17 protein-coding genes are annotated in these 25,609 nt (G+C 49.5%); 6 read left to right on the plus strand and 11 right to left on the minus strand.

Going from position 1 to position 25,609, the window contains the following annotated elements; all coding sequences use genetic code 11:
* Nucleotides 1-77 precede the first annotated feature (77 nt).
* Entirely contained in the window at nucleotides 78-5,405 is a 5,328-nt protein-coding gene (locus tag L1N82_RS22290; protein ID WP_235289645.1) for an invasin domain 3-containing protein, read from the minus strand.
* 237 nt (nucleotides 5,406-5,642) lie between these two features.
* The gene (locus L1N82_RS22295) at nucleotides 5,643-8,234 is read right to left on the minus strand and encodes a LuxR C-terminal-related transcriptional regulator (RefSeq protein WP_235289646.1); all 2,592 of its coding nucleotides are present in this window, start codon (nucleotides 8,232-8,234) and stop codon (nucleotides 5,643-5,645) included.
* Between the two features lie 197 nt (nucleotides 8,235-8,431).
* On the opposite strand from L1N82_RS22295, the gene L1N82_RS22300 reads away from it, so the two are divergent.
* Together L1N82_RS22300 and L1N82_RS22305 are read left to right on the plus strand one after the other, a co-directional pair.
* Nucleotides 8,432-8,920, plus strand: a complete 489-nt coding sequence (locus L1N82_RS22300; protein WP_235289647.1) for a pyridoxamine 5'-phosphate oxidase family protein — start codon at nucleotides 8,432-8,434, stop codon at nucleotides 8,918-8,920.
* Between the two features lie 235 nt (nucleotides 8,921-9,155).
* Nucleotides 9,156-9,872, plus strand: coding sequence for an NPP1 family protein (locus tag L1N82_RS22305; protein ID WP_407946807.1), 717 nt, complete (start codon nucleotides 9,156-9,158; stop codon nucleotides 9,870-9,872).
* 778 nt (nucleotides 9,873-10,650) lie between these two features.
* On the opposite strand, the gene L1N82_RS22310 is transcribed toward L1N82_RS22305, so the two are convergent.
* Nucleotides 10,651-10,878, minus strand: a complete 228-nt coding sequence (locus L1N82_RS22310; RefSeq protein WP_235289649.1) for a hypothetical protein — start codon at nucleotides 10,876-10,878, stop codon at nucleotides 10,651-10,653.
* A gap of 200 nt (nucleotides 10,879-11,078) precedes the next feature.
* On the opposite strand from L1N82_RS22310, the gene L1N82_RS22315 reads away from it, so the two are divergent.
* From L1N82_RS22315 to L1N82_RS22325, 3 genes are all read left to right on the plus strand, one after another.
* The gene (locus L1N82_RS22315) at nucleotides 11,079-12,725 is read left to right on the plus strand and encodes a DUF2339 domain-containing protein (RefSeq protein ID WP_235289650.1); all 1,647 of its coding nucleotides are present in this window, start codon (nucleotides 11,079-11,081) and stop codon (nucleotides 12,723-12,725) included.
* 318 nt (nucleotides 12,726-13,043) lie between these two features.
* Nucleotides 13,044-14,819: an ABC transporter ATP-binding protein gene (locus L1N82_RS22320; protein ID WP_235289651.1), complete on the plus strand. Its 1,776-nt coding sequence runs from the start codon at nucleotides 13,044-13,046 to the stop codon at nucleotides 14,817-14,819.
* Nucleotides 14,806-16,584, plus strand: a complete 1,779-nt coding sequence (locus L1N82_RS22325) for an ABC transporter ATP-binding protein (protein WP_235289652.1) — start codon at nucleotides 14,806-14,808, stop codon at nucleotides 16,582-16,584. The genes L1N82_RS22320 and L1N82_RS22325 overlap by 14 nt, the downstream gene beginning before the upstream one ends.
* A gap of 162 nt (nucleotides 16,585-16,746) precedes the next feature.
* On the opposite strand, the gene L1N82_RS22330 is transcribed toward L1N82_RS22325, so the two are convergent.
* The 4 genes from L1N82_RS22330 to L1N82_RS22345 all read right to left on the minus strand — a co-directional run bounded on the left by L1N82_RS22330 (nucleotide 16,747) and on the right by L1N82_RS22345 (nucleotide 20,162).
* Nucleotides 16,747-17,211 (minus strand): GNAT family N-acetyltransferase, encoded by a 465-nt coding sequence (locus L1N82_RS22330; RefSeq protein ID WP_235289655.1) that lies wholly within the window; start codon nucleotides 17,209-17,211, stop codon nucleotides 16,747-16,749.
* Between the two features lie 114 nt (nucleotides 17,212-17,325).
* On the minus strand, nucleotides 17,326-18,231 hold the full coding sequence (locus tag L1N82_RS22335) for a hypothetical protein (protein WP_235289656.1): 906 nt from the start codon (nucleotides 18,229-18,231) through the stop codon (nucleotides 17,326-17,328).
* 159 nt (nucleotides 18,232-18,390) lie between these two features.
* A complete protein-coding gene (locus L1N82_RS22340) occupies nucleotides 18,391-19,650 on the minus strand; it encodes a DUF4179 domain-containing protein (RefSeq protein WP_235289657.1) in 1,260 nt (419 codons plus the stop codon).
* The gene (locus tag L1N82_RS22345) at nucleotides 19,626-20,162 is read right to left on the minus strand and encodes an RNA polymerase sigma factor (protein ID WP_235289659.1); all 537 of its coding nucleotides are present in this window, start codon (nucleotides 20,160-20,162) and stop codon (nucleotides 19,626-19,628) included. The genes L1N82_RS22340 and L1N82_RS22345 overlap by 25 nt, the downstream gene beginning before the upstream one ends.
* Nucleotides 20,163-20,353: 191 nt before the next feature.
* Between L1N82_RS22345 and L1N82_RS22350 the strand changes: the two genes are divergently transcribed.
* Complete coding sequence (locus tag L1N82_RS22350; RefSeq protein WP_235289663.1) at nucleotides 20,354-20,797, plus strand: hypothetical protein; 444 nt, start codon at nucleotides 20,354-20,356, stop codon at nucleotides 20,795-20,797.
* Between the two features lie 62 nt (nucleotides 20,798-20,859).
* On the opposite strand, the gene L1N82_RS22355 is transcribed toward L1N82_RS22350, so the two are convergent.
* From L1N82_RS22355 to L1N82_RS22370, 4 genes are all read right to left on the minus strand, one after another.
* Nucleotides 20,860-21,663: a class I SAM-dependent methyltransferase gene (locus L1N82_RS22355; protein ID WP_235289666.1), complete on the minus strand. Its 804-nt coding sequence runs from the start codon at nucleotides 21,661-21,663 to the stop codon at nucleotides 20,860-20,862.
* A 315-nt stretch (nucleotides 21,664-21,978) separates the two neighbouring features.
* Entirely contained in the window at nucleotides 21,979-23,670 is a 1,692-nt protein-coding gene (locus tag L1N82_RS22360; RefSeq protein WP_235289668.1) for a thiamine pyrophosphate-binding protein, read from the minus strand.
* 108 nt (nucleotides 23,671-23,778) lie between these two features.
* Complete coding sequence (locus L1N82_RS22365; RefSeq protein ID WP_235289674.1) at nucleotides 23,779-24,564, minus strand: arylamine N-acetyltransferase family protein; 786 nt, start codon at nucleotides 24,562-24,564, stop codon at nucleotides 23,779-23,781.
* A 173-nt stretch (nucleotides 24,565-24,737) separates the two neighbouring features.
* The gene (locus L1N82_RS22370; protein WP_235289677.1) at nucleotides 24,738-25,601 is read right to left on the minus strand and encodes an SDR family oxidoreductase; all 864 of its coding nucleotides are present in this window, start codon (nucleotides 25,599-25,601) and stop codon (nucleotides 24,738-24,740) included.
* Between the last annotated feature and the right edge of the window lie 8 nt (nucleotides 25,602-25,609).

Here is a 25,609-nt window from a genome sequence, read left to right on the forward strand (position 1 = left end):
GAAACAAGACAAAGCCCCGAAGTGGGGCTTTGTCGACAGTCTGAATCAGCAGGCACGCATGCCTGCTGATTTCCCTTTTAACGATCCAACTCTATGCTCTCTAGCATCCTTACAAGCATCACGGCAGCTTCTGCACGAGTGGCAGAGCGGCCGGGCTTTAGGTTATTCGCCTGGTCTCCCGTCAGAAACCCTGCAGCGGTAAGCTGCTGGACTGAACTCTCGGCCCACGCAGCGACCGATGCCTTATCCGTATAAGGCAAGTCCGCCCCTTCTTCATTTATTGCGTAACCCTGAGACTGCAGCGCCCTAGCCAAAATAACGAATAATTCCTGGCGGGATACTGCTGCATCAGGACGGAACGTTCCGTCTGCATATCCTTCGATCCAGCCGGCCTCTTGTGCTGCCTGTACGTCCACAGCGTACCAGCGACCGGAAACATCGCTAAACGCTGCAGATGAATTGTCCGTGACCAGGCCGAACATTCTTGCCAGCATGCTGACAAGCTCTACCCGGGTAACCGGTCGTCCTGGCTCAAATTTGCCTTGGCCGGTTCCCTGGACAATAAGTCTCGCCGCCAGCAGTTCAGCTGCACTCTTCGCCCAATGCTCTTGCATGTCCACGAACGAATTTTGGACCTCAAGCAGCGTATACCATACTCCTGCATTCAGCCGAAGCTCCGTCGTATCTGGCCCCTTCCCTCGCATAGCGACATAGGATAACGTTTCGGCGAGGCCATCTACGGCCGTGACGGTAACGCCATTTCCTGCGCCAGTGTTGGTCACAGAGGGCAGGAAGGTAACCTTATCTCCGCTCATAACCAGCAGCTCTGCTAAGCCCTTCTGATCCAATGCTTCAACAGACAGCATAAATGGCTTCATGAGCAGGCTGGCCCCCAGCCTGCTGGCCATCTTGTTCACCTTCGACTGCATCTCATCCTCTGCTGTACGGATGGATATACGGATAGCCTCCGAGTCAGCGGATAAGCCCTGGCTGTCAAGATTTGCGAGAGGAAGAATCATCGTCCCAAGCGGTGTACGCCACTCCAGAGACATAGCAGCATTCATCTGCCTGAGTTGATCCAGTGCAGAACGTTTCATTAGCAGCGTCCATTCCCGGTTTCCTTTACTCGTTTCAATTACAATCCGGCCGGCCGCCAGTTGATCCGGATGAAGCTGAATAACCTGACTGCTGTTTCCATCAAGCTGCAGCTCTATCGTTATGGCTGGTTCCTGCACCTGGACTGGAGTGGTCGGCCCGGCAACGCCACCTCCTTCACCTCCTCCTCCCGTCTCTGGTTGAGAAGGAGCGGCAGAAGCTGAAACATCCACGCCTGCTGTAACACTTAAGCCTTCGAAGGTTACGGTTAATTGCGATTGTCCGGGTCTCAGCCCCAGCAACCTCCCCGACGCGTCAACGGACGCAATGTTGGCATGATGCACGTTATATGCGGCCTCTGCGGTCACATCCTTCGTCGTTCCATCGGAATATTCCGCGATCACGCTGATCTGCGCATACCCGCCTTCCTTCATGGAATACGGCGAGCCTTCAAGCACCAGCTTGGTTGGTACTGTGTAGACGGTGACCGGTGCGCTGGCGATGAGCATGCCTGACTGGCCTTGATATACGGCCTCAATCACCGTCTTGCCGGTGTGGAGACCGGTCATATACCAATAACCGTCATCTGCCATAGCTACCTGAATGACCCCATCGTCATACCGGAAATTGGAGTCAGAGGTTCGGTCCCACGCCGCTCCGTCATAAGTGACCTCAACGACGGTCCGCACAGATTCTCCGACCGGTATTTGATAGGAGGCTGGCGTAAACCAGATTCCATCCGAGAACGTCACCTGCATGCTGCCTGGGACAGGCTCTCCATCAATCCAAGCCTTAATGTCAGCTATCCCGGCCTCTGTAGAACTAAGCTCGGCCGTATAGGTACCAGGTCTGCTGTACGTTACTTCTGTGACCGTCCCATGAGTGGTCTGCAGCCGGACTTCGCCGAGCGCAGGGTTGCCGTGCGCATCTCTGACGTTAATCGTCAGCGACGCATACGCTGAACCATTGGCCGGCACAGACGTGCGGTCAGTCACAAGCTCTGAGGCTACAGCTGACGCAACGTCTGGAACAAACTCGATACTAAGGCTGGCATTCAGCAGAGAACCATCGAGGAAAGCAGTAAGGTCTGCGCGTCCCGATCGGGTTGATGTTAACCGGGCGGAATATTTGCCTTCTCCTGTGTAGACTGGATTTGAAATACTGCCTAATGAACTGAATAATACTAATGATGACAAGGATTGTTCGTCGGTTAAGTTATTCCCGGATACATCCTTCAGCTGCAGCGTAATCTGTGCGGCCTCCATGCCGTTCGCAACCAAACGTTCACGGTCACTATCGATTGTTGAGGACACGAGCGATGGCTTGCCTGGGACAAATGTAACGGCTGCTTTGCTTGTCAGCCTGGCATCATTGATGGTCGCCGTGATTACCGCTTCACCGGCCTGCCGAGAATGAAGCTGTGCCGTATAACGTCCCTGTCCTGCATAGACAGGCTCCGTGAGGCTGCCAAGTGTTGAAGCCAGCTTCAATTGATATGCGCTGTTATCGGTTGTCAGATTGTTACCGAAAGCATCTTTAAGCTGGATCGACACTTCTGCGCTGCTTCCTTCATCCTTAGTCAATATGCCGCGGTTCACCGACAGCAGTGATGTGTCTGCTGCAGGAGGCCCCGGGAGCAGCTGTACCTTAATACTGTCCGCCAGAGGCTTATCATCGACAGTGCCGGATATTTCAGCAGTCCCTGCTGCAGTTCCGGCGGTCATAACAGCTGAGTAAGTGCCGTCCTGGTGATCCAGCACAGAGCTTAACTCGCCTGCGGTTGTCTTCAAGACAACCTGATTACCGCCAGTCTGAAGAGGATTGCCGTATTCATCCTTTAACTGCACAAGGATTCTTGTAGACTCTGTACCATTTGCTGTGAGCTCTGAGCTCTCTGCCGTCAGCTCAGATACTTGGACAGAGGGTTCACCAGGCAGGAATTCAACCTGGGCGGAATCGCCGAGTGGTACGCCGTTCACTTCAGCGCTGATCATGGACGTACCAGTCGAGGTGCTTGAGGTTAAAATCCCCGTATAGCTGCCGTCACCGTTATCCTTGACCGAACGGATGCTTCCTGCAGTAGCAGTAACCAGAACCACATCTCCCCCTGCCGTCAGCGGATTTCCGTAGACGTCCTTCAGCTGAACGGTAACAGAGGTTTGGCTGCTGCCGTTCGCTGTCAGGTAAGAATCACCGGCTTCCACAGTCGATGCCGAAGGGGATGCAACTCCCGGAACAATAAGAATGTTCAGTATTCCCGGGACCCTTGACCCATTCACCTCAGCGGATAATCCAGCTGTACCCGTATTGGATGAGGCTGTATATATGGCCGAATAGGTACCGTCACCCTGGTCCTTCACATCACTGATGTGTCCATGGTCAGTCTTGAGGACTATCGTATCTCCTCCACTAATTAGAGGATTGCCATGTGCGTCGATAAGCTTTACCGCCAGACTGGTTGTGCCAATCCCGGCTGTCAGCCGCGCACTATCTGCTGTCAAACGCGATTGAGCGGCTGATGCAGGACCCGGAACAAACTGGACGGATGCCTTTTGCCGGATGGAAGAACCATCTACCGCAGCTGTAACCGTGGCAGAGCCAGCGGTTGTGGGTGCAGTTAATGAAGCGGAATATCTGCCGCTGCCGTGGTTTTGTACAGTCCCAAGCACTCCGCCAGTTGTACTGAGCTGCACGCTATGACTTCCGGAGCTCAGCAAATTACCGTTGGCATCTTTCAGCTGCACGGTAATTGTCGATGTGCTGCTCCCGTCAGCTCTAATCGAGGCCGGACTTGCCGTAACGGTTGAATGGTCGATTGAAGGAGGCAGCGGTGCCATATACAGGCTTGCAGTGGTATTCATCGCATTCCCATTCAACGTTCCCGTTATGACCGCCGTTCCCGATTCCATGGATGCTGTTAATTCGGCGGAGTAGGTTCCATCGCCGTGGTCGGTTACCGGTCCAAGCTGGCCAAGTGTCGAGCTGAGTTGTACGATGCCTTCGCTTCTTCCAATTGGCAAGCCCCTCCCTTCAAGTAAGGTTACCATGACCAGTGCTTTGTTTGCCCCGTCTGCATCCATCCGTGTCTTGTTCAGGGTTATCTGGGATCTTGCGGGATAGACCTGAACGGGAGACCCGACATAGATCTGGGGAGATGCAAAGGATATGCCTAATTGTCCGGAATCTGTCCAGCCTACGCCCCAGACCGTCCCATCCTTCTTGAGGACAAGGCCGTGATTGTCTCCGGCAGCCATTTGCGCTCCATTACTTGTAAGGTGCATTGCAACCCGAAGATTCGAGTTCTGCATGCCCCACCACCAGACGGAGCCATCCTTCTTAAGTGCCATGGTAACCCGTTTTCCGCCAGCTAACGCCACAACATCGGTAAGCGGAACCGATCCGGCTTGCAGCACCTGCAGCGCCTTGCTGCTGCTCGTAACATCTGCACCTACCCCCAGGTTATAATTCTCATTATAACCCCAGCTCCAGACCGTTCCGTCCGCCTTCAAAGCGAGACCTCCGAGGCGGTGGGCGCCGATGTCAACCACATTGTTCAAAGGCTGATCCGAGGAGTCGATGACCCGCACGGGATAGACCGAATTGCTGCTGGACCCGTTGCCAAGCCCATCGAATACGTTGCTTCCCCATGCCCAGACCGTTCCATCATTCTTTAAGGCCATGGAGTGGTATTCGCCAGCGGCTACGGCCTTCACATCGGTAAGGTAAGAGCTGCTGGACGCCTTCAACCGAACCGCCCGGTTAATGCGGTACTCATAGTCGGTCAATTCACCCGATGAATTGGAGCCCCAGCCCCACACCGAGCCATCCTCCTTAACTGCCAGCGCCTGCCCGCTGCCCGCGGCAATACTGCGCACTCCGCTGATCGGTGTCCCGTCGGACTGAACAACCTGAACAGCTCTGTGTTGATTGTCTGTCAGACCGTTCCCGAGAGAGCCATAGCCTCCTCTTCCCCATGCCCATACGGTGCCGTCATTCAACAAGGCTAGTGAGAAATAAGCTCCGCCGGTTACCTGCTTTGCACCTGTTAGAGGAGTACCGTCAGACTTTGTGACCTGCACAGGACGAAACGATTTCTGTGTTGTCCCATCTCCTAGTTCCCCGGCACTGTTGCCGCCCAGGGTCCAGACCGTTCCGTCTCCGGCGATAAGCAGGGAATGTCTGTCCCCTCCTCCAACAGCTTTTATTACAGCGGGCGCTATGAAAGCTGCCTCGGCAGTCCTCATACCAAGCTGCGGCATGAGCAGCGCGAATATAAGCAGGACTGCCACTTTTTTACGTAGTACTTGCAAATAAAACCTCCCCTTCGACATAGTGATGCTGCCTGATTTTAGGACAGAAGACATAATTACAGCTCAGGTGAATTCCGACCCTATTCGACATCGTAGCAGAGAAGCCAGCAGCCCACAATTAACCAAAGTTAACAATCCGTGATAAAACACACACAGCGCAGCCGCAGCACCCGGGATAGTTCCCGCTATGCTGCAGCTGCGCTGATTACATTTTCCTAGTATTGTTATTGGCTTGGACTACTCGGAGATGGAAAGGTAACCCGCGGCTGCCGGAGTAGTGACCAGGACGGCCTGGGTACGGGTACGAACGCCCAGTTTGCTGTAGATCCGGTTCAAATACACTTTGACCGTGCCAAGGGTTAGTCTCATCCGCTCCGATATCTCTCGATTGGTATAGCCAAGATGAAGCAGCCTTACAACTTCGGTTTCCTGAACGGTTAACCCAAACCCGTTGGTGTCGGACGGATGGTCTGACTTTTGGTCAGCTATTTCCTCTGTCATCGTAGTTAGAAGCGCAGCAGCGTATGCTTTCATTTCCGGTTGGTCGAATGCTGACACAGCCAGCATCTCCTCTAATATACTGCGCATCCACTCTCCCTCATCTATGAAGGTTCGCACATAGTGGAATGGCATTACACGCTGGACAGCCTTCTTTATACGTCTCGAAGCTTCCTTGCATCTGCCCTGCTTAATATCCGCGAAGGCCTGCAGAATCATCACCGAGACAGCAAGATTAACCATACCGGATTCTTCGACCAGCAGGGAGAGCCGCATCAACAGAGTATGCCCTTCCTCTGTTTCCCCTCTGGCAATTAGCAGACGGGCAAGTGTGAGGGTCTCCTGTACTGCGCCCAGGTGAACACGGTGATTGCTGGAACTGTTCACGCTGTGCAGTCTTGCCTCCGCATGGTCAACAGCTCCCTCCGCCAAATCTATATCGGCCAGAAAGATCAATAATGACCTGCGCCAAGGGCTTTGAGATGGTTGGTCCAGTCGTCTTAGCGTCTGGTCGATTACGGCTCTTGCACCCGTGCGGTCTCCTTCGAGAAGACACAATCGGGCCATCGTCAATCTTACCGGAACAAGCAGTCCCGGCACTTCCAAGTAACGTTTCCCGGCGGTAATCCGGTCCAGCAATTCCCTGCAGCGGTCAAGCTCATTCCATTCATAATAGCCTTCAGCCAGCGACTGCAGTACATATTGACACATCAGCGAGTCTTCCCATCCATTCCGGCTAAGGAGGGACGTTATTTTCCACCCCATTTCCGCTGTCGTATCCGTCAGGGCACCATGCAGACCAAATGAGGTATAACGGACAAATGGCTGGTTGTAGTTATAATTAAAATCAAAAAAGACAGGGTCATGCGGAAGCCTTTCATGAATAGCCTCGGAGAAGCGAAACCATTCCTGAAACTGTCCGGAGTGAAAGGCATGATTAACTTTAACGAAGAACAAGCCGCTCATCCTATCCAGCTGTTCAGACTGTGAGGGAGAAGTCTGCAGCTCCTCTTCCAGATGTTCCATCACCCTGCCCGCTTCCTCATGCTTGCCCTGAACCGTACTTACAAAGGCGCTTACGAGCCGCAGTCTGGCTGGTATCGGGAACGCCTCGGGGAAACGATTAAACCATGTCTCGAGAAGAGAGAACTCCCCTTTCATAACCAGACCATGCAGATGTTCATCAAGCAAACCGGATGCCAAATCGTATGCTTTGGCCGTAAAGGCATAATCCACTGCCTTTTCGTACCATCCCTCTCTAGCATAAGCCAGGCAGGCGTTCCGCTTGAGTTCGCTCCATCTCTCGGGGGATTGCTGCCTTAATAAGGCTTCATAGAAATCGCCTGCCAGCTGGTGGTAACGATAGAACCCTTGACCAATAGATATGAGGAATAGACCATTGTCCTGCAAAAGGGCTAACTTGTCATCACACTCCGGCAGCCCCGTCACTTCCTCGCATAGCCTGGCATCAAACCGCGTTAATACGGAGGTTTCGAGCAAGAACCGTCTGGTCGGTTCGTCCAGACCGCTCCAGACCACCTTAAGAAGATATTCCTTAATATAATTGCCCATGTCCTGGTCATGAAGCCAATAGGACCACTGCTTGCTCGGCCGCTGCTTCAATGTGATCAGAGCAAGCTGAAGACCTGCAGCCCAGCCTTCGGTACGCGCGACCAGCGAACTCAACCAATCACTGGAGAGCGACTGGCCCAGAATGGATTGACACAATTCCTCTGCCTGGTCAACTGTAAATGCCAATTGTAACGATCCAATTCTCTGCAGCTTGCCCTTGACGTTCCAGGCTTGCAAATTCGCCAGCGGAGGCTCTGAGCGTGAAGCGATCATCACATGAACCTTCGATGGCAGGTGGTTTAGCCAGTAATTGAGACTGGCGTGAATCTCCTGCCTGGTAATGACATGGTAGTCATCCAGGGCTACGCTGACCGGACCGGATGTATCGAAGAGCTCGTTCAGAAACTGGTCCAAGAACGGCTCAAATGAACGATCGGCATACTCAGCGAGCAGTGCCAGTAAACGGCCGCACGCATCTGCTGCAAGACAGGGCTGCAGCATATATACGATGTGCCGCCAGAACCGGCGCAGATCATTATCGTTCTCATCGAGTGCATACCATGCCGTCTGCTGATTGTATTGGTGGACAAGCTGCGTCATAACCGTTGATTTGCCGCTGCCAGCCGGTGCGGTAATTAAAGTGATGCCTTTAGGCGGTGTTCCTTCTGGCGGTACATGCAGCAAGGCTCTGTTTACCCAATGCTTTTGGGTAGCTGGTATCTCCAGCTTATATTTCATGATGCGGGGACTAATTCCCATGGTGTCGCCTCCGTTTGGTGAACCAGGTGAAAGGATGAGTCAGTAGAACTAGACGAGCTTGAATTTCCTTTTTCTCCATTGTCTGCAATTCGGTATCAATGGTCAAGTATTTATAATTCCGGAAGTTGAAGCGTGGTTTGGCAGCACCTTACAGGTGTAATACTATTGAAACCATACTTTGAAGAGGTGATTTGGTAATGAATACGGTAACGGATAACCATGAGGCGGTTGAGAAGGTGAAGGACTTAATCCGTGACATTGATACGGCTATGCTGACAACAATCTCGGACGAAGGTCTGGTTTCACGCCCTATGAAAACCCAGGAAGTCGAGTTTGACGGAGACCTTTGGTTTCTGACCAAGAAGGACACCAGTAAATTCCATGAGATTCTCCATAACAGGCAGGTCAATGTGGCTTATGCGGATAAATCCTATGTATCCATCCGAGGAGAAGCAGAACTCGTAGACAGCCGTGAGAAGATCAAGGAATTCTGGAGTCCGGCCTATGAGGAAATTCTCGATACCACAGCCGATGATCCAAATCTTGTGCTCATCAAGGTGCAAGCCGAAACGGCCGAGTATTGGGACTCCGGCAACAAGTTCCAGATGATGAAGTTCATGTTCCGCAGGATGATTGACAAGAACACAGAAGGTACGGCTATCAACCAGCAAGTTGATTTGCATTAAACATGATAGACCAATAGCAGTTCCAATCGAAGTCACCCTTATTTATGGGGTGGCTTTTTGTATGTACTTCCCTCATTTGAGTCACTCATACTGTTAATTACAATTTATTCATTTAGAGTTTATTGATTTTTTACATATCTGCTATATAGTAACAAAGTCAGCAGGACTCCGGAGTTCATTTTAGCTGAATGTAAGAGCCTATTAAACGGAGGTATCGATGATATTGGTTCGTAAAGTGAAAACACTTTCGTGTGCGCTTATCCTGTGTCTGCTGGTTTCTGTCTACGCGGTTCCAACAGCTAATGCAGTTGTGATCGCTCATACTAATGTCATTGGATTTAAAGAAGTTATACCAGTTACCACCGCTCAGAAAGCGGCAAAGCTATTTCAACCGACCTTAAAGGTTACAACCGGATGCGTGCCATTCCCGGCTGTAGATGCACAAGGAAATACAAGCGGAGGTCTGAATCCGACCGGCGGCTCCAGCGCTGGCTGTAACTCCAGTACCGGACAAGTCTACTCCCGTTCTACATGGTACAATGGCGTGTGGGCAATTATGTATGCCTGGTATTTCCCTAAAGACTCGCCGTCCTCGGGACTCGGCCACAGACATGACTGGGAGGCGGCAGTAGTTTGGGTAGATAATCCGGCAGCAGTCAATCCGAAGATTCTGTCTATTGCCTATTCCCAGCATGGGGATTTCAAGAAGGCAGCACCAAGCAGCTCGAACACGAGTGGAACGCATCCGAAGATTGAGTACAAGAGCACCTGGCCGATTAATCATGCCATGTTTATTACCAATCAAATTGGCGGAACACAGCCGCTGATCGGCTGGGACGACATGACTGCTGCTGCCCGGAATGCATTAAACACAACGAACTTCGGTTCAGCTAACGTCCCTTTGAACGACTCGAACTTTATGAGCCATCTGGACAAAGCCTGGTTTAGATAATCCGGCCAGTCATAGGACTATGCCATGAGTAAGTCTGCTTACCATGCGTGAGAGTGCGCATGATGAGTAATATGTGAAAAGCCCCCTCGCAGCTTGTCTAACGAAACTGACAGTCGTTAAACCTGCAAAATCGTAGCTTGTTCAATTGTAACGAACCTGAGCAGCCTTAATGGGCATTATTCGTTATATTTCTTGAAATATTAGGGGAATAACGACGCTCAGGTTCGTTACAGACCTGAATAAGGCCTTTTCGGGACTAATAGCGATGATGAGATTCGTTAAAATTTATGGTTCGACCCGGTTCATTCTAACCTCCCCGACCAATTCGCTCGGCTACTCTTTATTCCCCCGCATAACAAATTCAATATCCGCTTTCATTTGCAGGTAGTTCGCTGTTTGTCCTCCCTGTGTGTCGGCGAATATGGGATGGAACTCAGCATATCCAGAGACTTTATATTCTCCGTAAGGAAGCGTGCCCTCCTGAATAGACTCGAATAGAGAATTTATAAAATCAACATACTCCTTCGGGTCATGAGCCCCGTATCCGCCGCTGCCTGTGTACCTCTCTCTTAAAGGCTCTCCCCTTTTTAAAGTAGTAACGACATAAGGCTGATCCATTGAATAGTCAATTCTATGTATAACGAACAAATCATTGACAATGTTGCCAAGCCATAAATGAGAAAAACCGCTGTTTCAGCGGCATTGGGTTGCAGGATATATTCGTGTCTTATGCATGCAACAGAAAAGAGGAGAATCGCTTCTCCTCCCCTCTGCAATCTTACTGCTGCTCTTTGCTCTCTTCTTCCGTTAGCGTTCTGAAAACATGTGCTTCTCTGAGAATACGTTTGCCGTCGCTAAGCGTAATGGTTTTCTCATTATATCCGCTTATCGTATTGATCGGGCGCTGACGGACACCATTCTGAGAAACATGAACCAAAACCTTGTGCTTGATAGCTGATTCAAAATCCTGATCGGATACCAATACTTGCCCTGCTTCAAATGTCATGGTTAGCCCTCCAGTAGTGAGTCTAGGATGCAATAATATCGCAGTTCTAAGCAAGATGCAACAATACAGGAATCAGCTGCCATCTGAGATCATAGCCGCCGGTCCTAGTAAAGCTGGGCGGATATGAAAATTAAGGAAATTGTGAGATAATGTCGAATGACTTATCCGATAATTAACGACAATTACCCAGGGGGCAGAGCATGAATATTCAGGATAAAATAAAACAGCTCGAAGACCGGATAAACGGTCTTCAGAATGAAGTGAACTATCTCAAGCGAAGGGTCGGCGTACCGATAGATGAGCCTGCCATTCAGCCTGTCAGGGCTGCCCGGCCTGTAGAGCCTTCCCCTCCAAAAGAAACCGCTGAGCCGGTTAAACGCGAGGTGGACTGGGAGCATCTTATTGGCCGAGTATGGCTGCCGCGGATTTTCGTCGTTGTACTGCTTATAGGCGTCTTATGGGGATTTGGAGCTGCGGTATCTGCCGGAATCATAACCGAACCGGTCAGATGCCTGGTGGGAGTGGTGGCGGCAGGTCTTCTGCTCTGGCAGGGGGAAAGGCAAATGCGTAAGAACAGACCGGCTTTAGGGCAGGTTCTGCTGGGCGCCTCTGTATCCCTATGCATGCTTACCATCTTCGCCGCTCATATGCTTTATGGATTGCTGCCGACCGCATTAGCTTTTGGCCTGAATATGCTTGCCATAGCCGCAGGGGTATGGATCAGTATGAGGCATAAATCGGAAGCGATGATGATTCTCTCAGCGCTCGGAGGATTCCTTGTCCCTTTTCTCGTCGTGTCGGATATCCCCAACTTCTGGGTGTTCACGATGTATGAAGCCATATTCTCCATCACATTGCTATATGTTTCTGTGAAGTACCGGTTCAATAAATTATTCTATGTCGCCTTCTCCCTGCTCCATCTCTCTCTTTTTGTTGGCACAGCGGAGGGAACGGTTGACCGCTACCATGGAGGAGCAGCGTTTGTTGCAGCAGTAAGCTTGCATCATCTCGCTTTGTTTGCTCTCCTCGTCTTACGTAAAACGCAGGAAACAAGTCGGATCGCCCTCTTGTTTGTCAGCTTTTCATTCACATGTGTCTGGGTAAGGGCGATTGATTATTATTTCGAAGCATTTGTTCTATTTCTTGGAGTGGCCTACTTGCTCTGGACGATTATGGCGGTTATGCGAAACCGCGCGGAGAAGTTTGTAACCATGTCCGCTGCCACCTTGTCACTATTTCTCTGGATTAATGAGATTACCGACGGGCCGGTGACTGGTCTTATGTTTATTGTGCAGGGATTCTTGGCTGTCGCAATCGGCAGCAGATTCAAGTCCAAGCTCCAGCAGATAACAGGTACAATCGTATACATCACAGGTGCTTTATCTATATTAAGCAGGGACTTGGATGCTTTCTTCTCCATGGAAAGCTTGTCGGGACTGCTGCTGATTGTGACCCTGTATTTCCTCTACGAGCTGCTGAAGAGAACGTATACGGAGAAGGCTGTACAGCTTCAGCGGCTCCTGTGGCTCAATTCCCTCCTCATCTTGTGGTTTATTACGCTGCTGACAAGTACATTAACTGGTGATCTAAACTACGAAATGCAGCATTTAGTCATTTCTTTTGTTTGGGCAGCATATGCGATCGCCATCATGGTGCTCGGGATATGGGCAAATCGGAAAAAGGTGCGGCTGGCAGGCATATTATTCTTATTCATCACGCTGCTGAAGATCATATTTGTTGACCTGCCCGATGTATCGGTAGCTGTCCGTGCCGTGCTGTTTATTGTGCTTGGGTGCATCGGAATACTCGTATCCAGATTATCGTATCGCAATAATAAGGCCAAATAATGTGATATAGTTCCGGGTTACTAAAGGCATCTTGGGGGGCGCCGCGAATTCTGCGGCGCCCTCTCTTGAGTTTATTCAGCTTTATCTAGAGCCGTGCAGAGCTAGCCAACCTTGCTGCTAACGCTCTTTCCAAGCTTGAATAGTAGAATCTTAAGTTATTTCAGTACGATCTTCTTCTTCTGCCTCCTCAATAACTTCAAATAGGTGTATAATCGCTTTGTTTATTGAATTTTCCATACGGTCTGGTGTATGCGCTTTCGCTCTCTGTTGCTTTATCAAAAAAAACCATCAGAAAAGAGAAACAGGTGATTAGACAGAATGTTTGAACTGAAATGGTTATGGAAGAATCTCGAAGGAAACCGGGCAAGGTACATACTGGCGCTGTGTCTTTCCGTGATCGGCTCGTCGCTTATGATTGTTAACCCGTTTCTCACCCAGCGTATCGTCGATACGTTTATTGCCGGTGATGATGCCGTTCAGAACCTGGCGAATGAACGCGGGCTGCTTATCCTGCTCTGCCTTGGCATGGTCGGGTTTACGCTGCTCCGGTCCGGGCTGGCTTACCTGACGATGATGCAGTATGAGCATGCTTCCCAGAATATGCTCTACAATGTCCGTATCTTCCTCTACAACAAAATTCAAGTTCAAGATAAGGAGTATTTCGATCGCAACCGGACAGGAGACTTGATGACGCGGATGACAGGTGATCTCGATATGGTCCGTCACACAATCGCATGGATCGTGAAGACGATCATCGAGTCGCTGACCATCTTTGCAGTAGCAGTCGGTTACTTCTTCTTCATTGATGCCGAACTTACGTGGTGGCTACTCATTCTCGCGCCGCCGATCTTTATTACTTCCTTCTTCTTCGCCAGGCGCGTTCGACCAATGTACGTGAGCCTTCGCGAGCGCCTGTCCCAGTTGAACTCGGCTGCTCAGGAGAACATTGCGGCCAATCGTGTCGTCAAGGCGTTCGCCCGGGAAGATTTCGAAATTGAGAAGTTTCATGAACGGAACGCGAACTATCAGAAGGCTAACAAGGCAGCTGCGCTTGTATGGCTGGACTACTTCCCTTATCTGGAGACATTTGCACAAGCGTTCAGCGTCATCCTGATGATTGCCGGCGGCCTGTTCGTGATGGAAGGACGAATTACATTTGGCGAATATGCAGCCTTCTCTGCTCTTATCTGGGCCATCTCGAATCCTATGCGCAGCATCGGGATGATCATCAACGATATTCAGCGCTTCTTCGCAAGCCTTGCCAAGATTGTAGAGGTCTATTATGCAACCCCAAGGATCGTCAATGAACGTCTGGCGGGAACCAAACGCCGTTACGAAGGAAGCATCCAATTTGATCGTGTCACCTTCAAATATGACAATGTGAGTGTTCTGCATGATGTGAGCTTTACGGTCAGACCCGGTGAGACGGTCGCGATTATGGGACCAACCGGAGCAGGCAAAACGACGATTGTTAATCTCATTCCGCGTTTCTACGACGTCACGAGTGGACACGTGTTTATAGATGGTGTTGACGTCCGTAAGCTGAATCTTGACGAGCTGCGCAGCAACATCGGCATCGCGACGCAGGACGTGCTGCTCTTCTCCGACACAATTGACGGCAATGTGGCATTCGGTGATCCGGAGCTTTCGGAGGAGGAGACGAAGAGATACGCCAAGCTGGCAGCAGCTGACGATTTTATCCGTAAAATGCCCGAAGGCTACGATACGATCATCGGTGAACGCGGTGTCGGGCTGTCCGGAGGGCAAAAGCAGCGTCTTGCACTCTCCCGTGCCCTAGCTGTCCAGCGGCCAATCCTTATTTTGGATGATACAACCTCTGCTGTCGATCTGGAAACCGAGGAGCATATTCAGCACAGCTTGAACAATCTGGACACGAGCTGTACGAAAATCATTATCGCTCAGCGTGTTTCGACGACAGCCAAGGCTGACCGTATTCTTATCCTGGACGGCGGCCGTGTCATCGAGGAAGGCACCCATGCTGAGCTGTTGGCAAGGCGCGGGTACTATTACGAGGTGTTTATGCTGCAGAACGAGGGCTTAGAGAGGCAGGTGACCGCTGGTGGCCAGAAATAAATTTGATATTGATGAAAATTTGGAGTCCCCTTTTGACATCAGGCATTTCAAGCGTGCACTTGTATATATCAGGCAGCAGAAACGTGCGATGATCATCGCGCTCATTCTGAGCGTATTGTCGGCCGGCATTGGACTTACGGCGCCGCTGATTATGCAGCATGTCGTGGATGTAACAATTCCGGAGAAGGCGGTCGGAGCGCTGTTTGGCTGGTCGGCACTGATGCTGCTCACCATCGTCGTCAGCGTCATTCTAGCAGCGATCCGGGGCCGGATTATGACAAGCGTCGGGCAGGATATTATTTTCGAAATCCGCTCAGACCTGTTCAAGCATCTTCAGGCACTGCCCTTCAAATATTATGATGACCGCCCGCAGGGTAAAATCATGATCCGGGTCGTCAACTATGTGAACTCGGTATCGGATGTGCTTTCCAATGGTATTATTAATTTCATTATGGAAATATTGAATCTGGTTTTCATTGCCGCCTTCATGTTCGCCGTCGATTACCGTCTGGCGCTCGTTACCCTGGCTGGTCTCCCTGTCTTTGCAGCATTTCTGCTGCTTATTAAGAACAGGCAGCGTCGCTCCTGGCAGTCCGTATCGAACAAGAGCTCCAACCTCAACGCCTATATGCAGGAAAGCATAAGCGGCATTGGAGTAACGCAAATTTTCACCCGGGAAGACCGTAACGAAGGGATCTTTACGCGCCTTGCAACAAATTTCCGTACGGAATGGATAAAGGCGATCCACTATAATGCCTTGATTCCATTCACTGTCGATAATCTCGCTACAATTGTTACCACCATGATTTATGTTGTCGGTCTGCTGATGCTGAGTCCGCAGACAGTAACGTTCGGCGTTATACTCGCAATGAGCAGCTACGCGGCACGCTTCTGGCAGCCGATTCTGAACCTGTCGAACCTCTACAACGGCTTCATTAACGCTGTGGCTTATCTTGAACGAATATTCGAGACGCTGGATGAACCCGTCTCAATCAAGGATGCACCGGGAGCCAAGGAATTACCGCGTATACAGGGCCGTGTGACATTCGATAACGTAACCTTCGGGTATGACGCCGGGAAGCATGTACTTGAGAACCTGTCGTTTGACGTGAAGCCCGGGGAGAGTATAGCACTTGTTGGTCCGACGGGCGCCGGTAAGACAACGGTTGTCAATCTAATTTCCCGATTCTATGATGTGACTGGCGGACGTATTCTCGTCGATGGGCATGATATTTCACAGTCAACGCTCCAGTCACTCCGCAGCCAGATGGGAATCATGCTGCAGGACAGCTTTATTTTCTCGGGGACGATTATGGATAACATCCGGTATGGCCGGCTGGACGCAACGGAAGAAGAAATTATTGCTGCAGCGAAGACAGTGCGGGCTCATGATTTCATCCGTGAATTCGAGAATGGTTATATGACGGAGGTGAATGAGCGCGGCTCAAAGCTATCGCAAGGCCAGCGCCAGCTGATATCATTCGCCCGTACACTGCTTGCCGATCCGCGTATTCTCATTCTTGACGAAGCGACCTCTTCCATTGACGCAAAGACAGAACGGCTGCTGCAGCAGGGCATGAATGAGCTGCTGAAGGGACGTACGTCATTCATTATTGCCCACCGGCTCTCTACGGTCCGGGGCTGTGATAAGATTATGTACGTCATGGATAAAGGCATCGCCGAGGCGGGTTCACACGATGAGCTAATTGCCAAACGCGGCTTATACTACAAACTGTATACGGCACAGAAGATGGAAGCCGTGTAGACATTAAGACAGCCCCCGATCCTTGCAGATTGGGGGCTGCGTGTTTCACAGAATATATGCTAAACGCCTATTTCAGAAATCTTAGTGTCTCCTTACTTAGTTCCTCTTCATGAATAATACGGTCAGCAAGTTCTATATTCTCGTGAACGTTATATTTCTACTTTATAGGTGTAACTTTAACCCCTCATGCGATGCCTTAAAACCTAGCTTTTCATAGAAATTAAGTGCCTCGGGTCTCTTTTTATCTGTTGATAGTTGTACCATACGACATCCACGCTCTTTTGCACGTTGAATTGCCCAGCGTATTAACATAGATCCAATACCTTTATCACGCTCTGAGGATGCTATGCGAACACCTTCAATTGTAGCTCTCCATCCTCCTTGATAAGTAAGATATGGAGTAAATGTAATTTGTTGCACACCAACAATATTCTCGTTATAACATGCCACTATCAATTCGTTGTTAGGGTCTGAGTTAATGGATTGAAATGCCTTAATATAACATTCTGGCAAGGGGTCTTGGTAAAGTTCTCTCGTATTTCCTAAAACATCATCTGAAAGCATAAGTACAATTCTGTCGAGGTCTTGTATTGTGGCTTTTCTAAATATAACTTGGTTTGTATCCATAACAATCCCCCTTTTATGTGACCATGAGTGTCCGATCAATAAATAGCTTAATAGGGCCACCGATATTCGTAAAGCCTCATTCTGGTGCTGCAGTGAAATTCCAGTCTCGTGGCCCTATGCCCACTCGTCGATAATCGTATAATCTTCTACGTCTATCCGGATGTTATGCTTTCGTCCGTCGGCATCTTGAAGCTCAAACAGAAACTGTTCCTCCTGCTCATCATAGCCCAGTGGTACTGGCTTTAGCGAGCTAAGGTCAAGTGCTTCGTCATACTGAGTTAGCATCTGTTCCACTGCTGCCTTCGTCTGTTCGTTCAATTCGTCATATTCTAAGTGAAGCGCCAGACTCTCCATGTCCTTCTGCTGCAGCGCTTGGACATAACGCTCTGCATCCCGAACAGCATTAGGGTACTCCTCAATTAGCGGTGAGTCGAATATTGGCTCACGTTGGTCGTCATTAAGGATATGTTCTATATTCTGTGACTTGGAGTATTTTATAATAAAAGGAATTGAATATTCCTGATTATCCTTCTTTCCTGCTATGGCGTAGTGCTCAACGTAGTACTCTTTGTTTTGCTCGTTGGACTCGTAGCGCAGCTTCAGCTCCTCCAGCCGATCAAAGTACAACTGGAATCCTTCGAGCACTTTGACCATATCTGACTCTGTATATTCATTCTCCGCATGCGCCATGAGGCCAGATAATGCCTTCGTATCCTGCTGCTTGAGCGCGTCCAGAAACTTGCCGCCGTCCTTCGCCGAGACTTGCTCAAGCGATGGCACGCTGTCCCCGTCAGAACCTTTGGTCCCCGGATCGGTCGATTCCACCTCCGTTTCTGGCTGATTATGCTTCGGGATCTCTGCTGACGAAGACGGTCCCTCCGGCTGTCCGCCATTATTCGTTACGGCCGGTGAGGAATCCGAATTTGAGGTGTTCTCCTTGCCGCAACCTGCACTTGTTGATAATAGCGTTACCGAGATAGCCAGCATTAAAATGATTGTCTTACGTCGATTATTTCTCATTGTAACAATCCTCCTCTTTCTTACACAGTACTACTGATTAGACAGTTCATTAAGACGAAAGGTTCCCTATTATGTACAGCGAATTAATAATTCCGCCAACAAAATAAAAGCCCGCCTATGATCAGGCGGACTCTCTTACTGCTTGCCAAGACCCTTATGCTATGACTGCAAATCAACGGTCACTTCAAGTTCTTCCAAGAAATACGGGTTATATTGTCCGGTACAAATGTTCAGATCCGCCAGATTATTTATATCCGGGAAAGTCATTTGATACCGGTTGTCATAGCCCTGAATTCTGACGGGTTCGGGTCTTTTCTGAGGATAGATTCTTTCTCCAGACTTTTCCTCAAGCCAGATATCATTCACTTGATCGTAAAGATGTTCCCCAGAAACCTCGTAAGTAAGTGTGAGTCGGTTCTGTTCGTATTCCTGATCCAGGATGGTCATTGTTCCGGCTGAGCCTTGGGACAAGGTTTTGGGTTGTCCCATCCATTCCGCACTTACCTTAGTCGCAGAGGTTGCGCTGCCCACGTATGGCTTGATGGTTATGGTTTTTGGAATAGTATCGATTGGTTCAAAATAGTACTTGGATTCGCCAGTTTTCTTGAACGCCCGACTGCTGTGACTTAATGGCTTAAGAACACGGCCCCGTTCATCGTATAGTTGTATGTTCCAAAAAGCACTATCTGTATTGCGGTGTTTAAAAACCAGCTCTGTTGTAGTAGGGAACAAGGTAAACCGCTCATAGTCAATCTCAATATGGTTCCAGCTGACAGATTTATCAATTGCGAGAGGGTAGCTTTCACCACGTCGCTCAACCGGGATTTCAGCTAAAATCTGCTTTGTTTCTTGATATACAATACTAAGCATGAACGAATCCGGCAACTCATTCCTAGGATTAATACTCTTGATTCCTGCGTATGTCCCGTCATTCAGCCTCTCAATCGGTTCTCCCCCACCATATTCCAACGATTCCCCGTTTACTGTATAAGAGATTCTCTCTTTCTGGTATTTCTCAATGTCAAATGATGAAGATGCCTCCCATCCAAGATAAATATTGGCTCCATCATACAGCACCTCCGTAATTGTCAGCACTTGGCCATCGATTTGCAGCTGATGTTCGGCTTCCACTGCTAGACCAAGCCGGCTGCCTCTCTTTACCCCTTCATCGCCAAGCGTCTCGAATACAGAATTGTCATGTTGAAAAGATTTCAGAACGTCGATAAAGGTTGGAGACAGATACGACATGCTAACCATATAAGTCAGAGCAACTGCCGCCGCTGCTATACCCATACGCAGCCTGGATTTATGGACAGGCTTTCTTTTCAGCTGGTTAAGAGTGGATTGGATGCGCTGGTCGATTTGTTCAGGCAGCGCCCTATTAACTTGTTTGGTTAATTCCTGCTCCCATTTTTCCATTGCGTTCCCTCCTGTTCTCCCCATACTCTGCGTGCATGCTCACGCGCACGGCGCAGCCATGTTTTAATCGTGTTTTCGGGCTTCTGATAAATTTCTGCCAAATCCTTAACCGAGATGTCTTCGATATGGTAAAGCTTCAAAAGGTCTCTGTCTTCCTCGGGAAGAGTCTGAAACAGCTGTTCCAGTTCAACCTCTTCATAGCCGCCTTCGTGGATAGAAGGTATTGTTAATTCGCTGATTTCAATCACTTTTTTGTTCTGCCTGTGGATTTGATTGCATTCATTAATGACAATACGCAGCAGCCATGTCTTGAAATACGCAGGCTCTCTTAAGGTCTTGATCTTCTCAAAAGCCTTGAGGATCGCTTCCTGAATGGCGTCTGCGCAATCGGAATCGCTGTTCAGCATTGTTCTTGCCACCTGATACATAATGACTTTGTGAGTCATAATCAGATGCTCGAAGGCTTGGATGTGGCCTAGTTGAGCTTTCTTCACAGCTTTGATGGTGTCCATCCTATCTCCCCCCTTGGCGTTCGGACGTATATTAGATGTGCGGGCTAGCCTAGAGGTTTCAAACGTTTATGTAGTTTCGTATGCCGTTGAAGTTTGACAACGTAATTGGTGTATGAGGAGGCTATACTGGTTTCAGACTGATTCTCAACTATTTTGGAGGATAGAGAGTCTACAATCGTAGAGGTGATGAGATGAAGAGAACACGTTTCCTGCTCCTATGCGGTTTGGCCGTGATCGTTACTATTATATCGGTTGTGTTGGTGCAAGTTTATTCTGCGAGGTATTCTCACAAACTTGATAGCGTAAAAATTCACGAAGCATTTGAGCAGCAAGGGATTCCACTTACCAGATCCTCCGGGATCACAGATCATGTATTTACGATGACGCTCCGTGATGTTGCGCCAGAAGTCTTCACGATAAATAACGGCCAGTCGATAAGTGTATATCTATACGACTCGAGCAATGAGGTTCCAGAAGCTATAGCTGATTTTGAAGCGAAGACTGCAACCGCGGATGTAACAGATCATGAGAGATATGAGATTGGAAATGCGTTAATCTTTTATAATGCAGAAGGTCCTCAACAAGATATACGTGTACAACTCGCAATGGAACGATTAGCCGCTATACTGGACTAACAAGAAGGAAGTATAACGTAATAGCAGCCGGTCTTTAAGACCGGCTGCATACCAATCTGAGCTTAACGCCCGCTCACACCTTTCTGGACGACGTATAACCCATGAGAGCTCATACCTAATATGCTGCGCTCCCTGCATGTCTTAAAGTGGTAATGAAGCCAGGAGTCAAACTGATCGTCGTCGAGTCTGTCAATGTATTCTTGTATGGTGTGGCTGATCCCGTCGGTTGCCGCATGCTCAACTGGAATGACATCAAACTGATTCATAAAAGCTTCGATTTCATCTGGACTTGTGAAATAGGCATCCGTCCAAAAGCAGTCCTCGTCTCCTTCCCTAATAATACCTTCGTTAACGACCTTATCGATCACGCTATAACGAATATACTGCTGCTCTCTCGTAGCAAGCATGGGCATGATGGAGAATTTGTTAATATAAGCAACCGCTAGATGCCCTCCTGGTTTTAGCACCCGTAGACATTCCCTGATACAGGCGATTCTGTCATCGATATTGGTAATATGGTACATAGGGCCGAAGCACATGACAAAATCAAATTCTTCTGAATGAAACCCGCTCAGATCAATAGCATTGCCGACATACGCATCAAGGGTTATGCCTGTTTGTTCCGCTTGCTCGTTAATGATATCGATATGCTTGGGCGTGATATCAATTGCGACAACCTTGTGCTTCCGTTCAGCGTAATAGAAGGAGTAAATGCCCGTGCCTGCACCGACATCTAGAATCTTGCCTCCTTCAGGTATGATCTTCTCCAGGACATGATTGGTAGTCAAAAATTCAATTCTTCTCGAATTTCTCGAAAACCGGGAAGCTTCATCGATAGATTCGTAATAGCTGGCTACATTCTGCATAAACAGGCTCCTCCTTTAACTGCCTTCATAATAGTTCACTTGTCTTCGAGGATGGAAAGATCGATTGCCGCCGCTTTACTTCCGCTGTTTCCAGATCCTGCCGCAACAGCTCCTGCCGCTGTCCACATAAATGCTCTCTTGCTCATATTGTAAACTCCTCTCATGATAAGGTTGAACATTAGATGAATTACCATCATTTTACCATAATTGTATTGTACCGCTGTTTAAGGAGCCTTCATAATAAAATGCAAAAAACCGACCGTTTGAGGGTCGGCTCTATAGGTCCGGTTCTTAGGTTGAACAAGCCCCGAATGTCTATATCTTGCTGTGAGGGACTGTCGGTGACGAGGCACTGACATCAATTAAGACAGGCCTCTCAGAATGAAATGCTTCTTCCATGCACTTGCGGAGTTCTGCAGAAGAAGTGGCCCTGTATCCCTTTCCCCCTAATGCTTCAGCCAGAAGAACAAAGTCGGGGTTATCCAGTGTGCTTCCAATCGTGCTTAGTCCGGTCAATTCCATCCGATTTTTCTCAATTGCGTAGGCATTATTATTAATAACCACTAAGATAAGCGCAAGACCTTGCGCCGCGGCGGTTCTAAGCTCCATAATGGTCTGCACGACTCCGCCGTCGCCTGCAATAGCCACGACAGGCCGTTCAGAACAAGCGTGCTTGGCAGCAATGGCTGCCGGGAGCGCAAATCCCAAAGTGCGCCAGCGTCCAGACAGAAGTATCCGCTGGCCGTGGTTACTGAAGACACGATTGAACCAGATGGTGTGGTCACCTGTATCGACTGCGATGATCGCATCCGCCGGGATCATATCTGCAAGGTCACGCATGATGCGCTGTGGAGCCATTGGGGATCCTTCCTGGCTAGTCTCCTGCTCCAGCCGTTCCGTCCATTCGCTGCGTGCCTCCGAGATACGCCTTTTCCATGCAGCCTGCGCTTCCTCGTTCTTAGCAGAGCGCTTAGCCAGCTTGGCAAGACGCGGCATTAGATCACGTAAATCCCCAACAAGCCCGCGCACGAGCAAATGTCCCATCCCGATATTCTCACGTGCAGCATCTATCTGGATGATATTCGCACCCTGAGGTGTATATTCCTCAGGCCACCAGGTAGCGCCCAAGATAATAATCAGATCGCTCTCTCTCATTAATATACTCGTCGCTTCACTGCCTGCCAGTCCAAGCCCGCCCACGAACAGTGGATGGTTATGGGGGAACAAATGCTTGGCCGGCATAGTAGCTGCAACAGCCGCACCCATTTCTTCCGCAAACATTACCGTTTCGAGTTCCGCGCCCGAGATCCCGCCACCCACAAGCAGCATTGGCTTACGTGCAGCAGCCACCAGCTGAAACACTTCCTCAACATCCTTATCCGGGGCAAGCAGCGTTTGATGGAAATGTGGAGAATAAGGGAGAACGGCTCCCTTGACCTTCTCGGTGAACATCAGCTTGGGAATTGATAAATGCGTGACTGCGCCTTGAAGGCGGCTCAAGACAAGACAATGCTGCAGCAGGTCCGGAAGAGCGTCCGGATGTGCAAGCAGCTCCGAGAATGCCGCGAGTGGCGTTACGGTTAGCTGCTGCTGTACATACTGCTTTGTATGCAGTCCAATCTTCGGTGCATCCACCTGACCCGTAATCGCTAGTACTCCTGCCCGATCGGCAAATGCATCTCCCAAGCCATTCAGCATGTTAACGAGGCCTGGTCCGCTTGTGCCTATAACGACGCCAATCCCGCCGTTAAGCTTCGCATCTGCAGATGCGGCCAGCGCTGCCGCATTCTCGTCCAGAAACGGGATATACTGGATTGCCCGCTGCCGGGATATCGCGTCAAGCAGGAGCAGGTTCGCATCACCAATTACGCCATAGATTCGGGTAATGCCCCAGCTCGAAAGCTGTTTAAGAATAAAATCCGCTACCGTCAGCCCTTGATCGGGTTTCTTCATGTCTGCATTGACCGGCTGCGGCTTGACTGAACGTTCCTGTAACAGATCCGGCATTGAAGCCCACCTCTCCCTTCAAACGATAGTCTTGAATTGCATCGTTTAGTATAACTTGGGAGCCTATGCGCTATGCATTTACAGCTGGGCAAGCTTATACTGGAATAATTACCTAAAATACTGGTCTCGGAGCTCTTCAAACTGCCCCGGTAGAATCATTGTTTTGTTAACCAGCCCATTGCTGGAGATGGTCAGAGAGGTGTCAGTCAGGGTTATACTGCCGTCAGGGGTTAGCCTCGTAAATAGCGGTCGTTTATTAAATGTAGACCCTGGATGCTCGGCGACAATCCGCTGAATTGTATTACAATTCTCTAGATCAATCGGCTGACCCGAATCGAAAACATAGCCTGTGTGCCAATCATGATCCTTATGCCGCAGTTTCATCTCGAACATATAATCACCATGCACTGCATGGTCACCCTCTGCCGGTCGTACACGAAAAAGGCCGTTGGCGCTTTCGACCGGCTCACCCGAAGTCGGCACAAGCCGAAGCGGCAGGTTTCCCCCAAACCCTGTATCAGCGAGATAATTCCGGCCCTCGTGCTTAAGCAGTATGGTAACATGTGTTCTGCCAGTAGCTGCGTATGTATGACTGTCGGCATAATACACGATGCCTCTTACCAGAACGGCTTCGAAGCCATTGGCGAGCAGGAAGGCATGGAACAACGTATTCAATTCGTAGCACAGTCCTCCCTCGCCATTAATCAGTACTTTGTCCGTCAGGTTCGTTCTCGTGACCGGACGAATCCGGTTCTCGATTATGCTCATATTTTCAAAGGGCAATGTCCGTCCCGTAAGCTCTAGTATGGAATTCAAATCCGTGAATGACAACGCGTCAGTTCTTGAGTACCCTATCCGCTTGCGAAACAGCGTGTCCAGAAGACGTTCATCCATTCCGTTTCCTCCAGTCAATCAAATTATTGACATAATATTTCTTATGTAAACAAATATTATTTCTCTAATATAGTCCCCCTTATTTTACCACATGTTCCCTTCCCTGCGTGGCCCGCTGGTATGAACAAAAAAACAGCTGGCCGCAACCAGCTGCTTTCTATTTATTGCATTTGTTATTTGCTTTCGTTGATGATCTGGGTTAGAGCCTCTTTGATTGGCGTCAACGGCCGGCCGATCAGCTTTTCCATATCATTGCTTTCGACCTCCAGAGCGCCTTCCCGGATGCCTCTCTCAATGCCTACCAGGATAGGGATGACAAAATCGGGCACACCTGCATCCTTCATAATCCCGGCAAATCTGGAATCATCGACTTGCAGAACTGGCACCTCCTTACCTAGGACCGAGCTAATCTCGGATACTAACTCTTCCTGTGTCAGGAGCTTGCCGCCAAGCTCATAAGTCGTATTCTCATGCCCGCTGCCAGCCAGCACGGCTGCTGCAGCCTCCGCATACTCTTGCTGTAATGCCCAGCCTGCTCTACCTGAACCTGCGGACGTTACCCAAGGCTGGCCGTTAGCAGCGCCTTGAATTTTACCGATTTCATTCTCCAGGTACCAATTGTTGCGCAGGAAGGAATACGGAATGCCTGTTTTGAGAATCGCTTCTTCTGTTACACGATGTACTTCTGCAAGGAATAGCGAGCTTTCTCTGGCGTTGGTGGCACTAGTGTAAGCAATGAACCCGATTTTGGCTCTCTGAGCTGCTTCTACTGCGTTGGTATGCTGCCTGATTCTCGTATCGGTATCGCCATCAGTCGAAATGATCAACAGCCGGTCTATGCCGGCAAAAGCCGAATCCAATGTCTCAGGATGGTCGAAATCTCCCTGTCGTACTTCTACTCCTCTAGCCTTTAAAGCTTCCGCTTTCTGCGGATCTCGGACACTAACGGCTAGCTGGCTTGCGGGCATCGATTTCAACAGCGTTTCGACTACTCTGGCTCCTAGTTTACCTGTTGCCCCTGTCACTAACATTTTCATACGTTTGT

Origin of the sequence: Paenibacillus tarimensis, assembly GCF_021532315.1 — a bacterium.
GTDB lineage: Bacteria > Bacillota > Bacilli > Paenibacillales > Paenibacillaceae > Paenibacillus_I > Paenibacillus_I tarimensis.